Origin of the sequence: Cytobacillus firmus NBRC 15306 (genome assembly GCF_001591465.1) — a bacterium.
Taxonomy (GTDB): Bacteria; Bacillota; Bacilli; order Bacillales; family Cytobacillaceae; genus Cytobacillus; species Cytobacillus firmus.
The window spans coordinates 1-1,825 of record NZ_BCUY01000195.1; the positions used below are offsets into that span (position 1 = coordinate 1).

General features: G+C 44.7%; 2 protein-coding genes. Both read right to left on the bottom strand.

The genetic code is table 11. The annotated features are described in order from the left end of the window. On the bottom strand, nucleotides 1-202 hold a 202-nt coding region (locus BFI01S_RS23850), incomplete at its 3' end, for a hypothetical protein (RefSeq protein WP_218008342.1). A gap of 47 nt (nucleotides 203-249) precedes the next feature. Beyond that, nucleotides 250-1,686 (bottom strand): DDE-type integrase/transposase/recombinase, encoded by a 1,437-nt coding sequence (locus BFI01S_RS21760; RefSeq protein ID WP_061794429.1) that lies wholly within the window; start codon nucleotides 1,684-1,686, stop codon nucleotides 250-252. Nucleotides 1,687-1,825 lie beyond the last annotated feature (139 nt).

The following is a 1,825-nucleotide window of genomic DNA, read 5'->3' on the forward strand; positions in this document are numbered from 1 at the left end:
TAGTGTCAAAAGTTCTATGAAAAATCAATTCTAAGGGATGGATTTCTTCACGGAACTTGAGAAGGTGCTGCCGCAGTCGCTCTTGACAAACACGCCAATGGTTTGTGATGTGTTCATTAAGGGCGAAGAGGACAAAAGAAGGCATACCAAATAAGCCCTTGGTTTTTCCAATTTTAAACCATTGGCAAGTTCGGTTTGTCAAGAGTACGCTTCGCCGCCTGCTGGTTAAGGGGCTCTGCTAAACAAAAGCTAGGCTGTCTGGTCTTCGATCCAATCCTGGGCTAAACCAATCAGTTTGGTCCATCTGGCAGGCATGTTAGGCAGTTGAAGCAACTCTGGTTGAAGGACCGGGACCTTCCCTTCCAGCGCTGAGTGTGGCCGTAAAAAGTTAAAATAAGCCACAAACAGTGTCACATAGGAGACGGAACCTTGTTCGGATCCAAAACCGTACGTTTGACGATAGTTGCCTTTGAAGGTCCTGTTCAGCCGTTCGATGATCTGTTTCAACGGCCGGTATTCAGCCGATACTGGATCTTCGTTCGTAAGGCCGATGACTTGCTTGATGTCGAATGATATTCCATGTTGGGCGAAGAATTGCTGGGCCAGTAGATAAATCGGATTACCATCAACTACGATGGTCAAGTCCTCCGGGACTTCCTTGAACTTCGTCAAGACTTCATCAATGGCCAGAATCGCTGCTTGTGTATCCCGATTCCGGGATACGGGATAGGCCAGAATGATCTTTTTCACCGCATCGAAGAAGAAGAACAGATAGCGCCAGCGGCCACCCACCCGGATATACGTCTCATCGCCGCAGAACTGGTCGGAAAGCTCATAAGGATAATGGTCCACATACGGCTTGAGAAGCAAGGCCACACTGTTCTCATAATTCAGGATGCTTTGGTGGGAGATATCCACACCATGAACATCCTTCATTAAGGCAGCTGTCTTTCGGGCGGACAGTCCATAATTCACATGGTAAGTCAGGATGAGTCCCAGGGTGTGGGGCGACACATACAGTCTAGATAAATCCACTTTTGGCTTCTTGGGTGACTCCTTGGAAAGTGGCTTGTACTCAATGTGAAATTGGCGAAATAGGTATCGCATCTTGAAATCCTGGGGGTTCTTCTTGAATCGTTTTCTATCTTTGGACGAAAGTCCATTTAGGTTCCGCTGGTAGAAGGAACACGCATTATTCTTGCACTTGTAGATATCAAAGTCTTTCCGTTCCTTCACTTTTTCAAGGGTCTTCAAGCAATGCGGGCATTTCAGGATGGCTTCCTTGGCATACTGGTTTTTCTGATTGAACAGACACGCACACACCTTACATTGGTACTGTCCGTTTCCTCCATTATTGGCATAAAGGTAATCTGCTGGAGCACCACACTTTGGGCAGAAAATGTTGGATGGTACGGATGTTTTGGAATTGGCATGACGTCTGACAGGCTTTAGTGTCTTACCTTTTTCTTCGGAGTACTCTTTCATTAGGGTTTTATAATCCAGCTTTTGAAAAGTCTCGATAACAGGAAGTTCATCCACCTGGAGCTTTCGATAAGGCTGATTCACTGGCTGTTCTTTCGACTTATCAAACATGTTCTTGCCAATAAGCAGCGTAAGAAGAGTCCGGATTATTTGATCTTGGTACTTAATTAAAGTTAATAAATAGGTTATAATTTGAGGGTACAACTTGTCACTTCCTTTCTGGGAATTGGGTGTGTGGTAACCTCAATTATCTCCAGAATTCAGGGGGTGGCAATTTTTTTGCTTAAAAAGCCCTCTATCATAGGATTTTATAACCTATTTCTTATAAAAGTTTTGACAATAC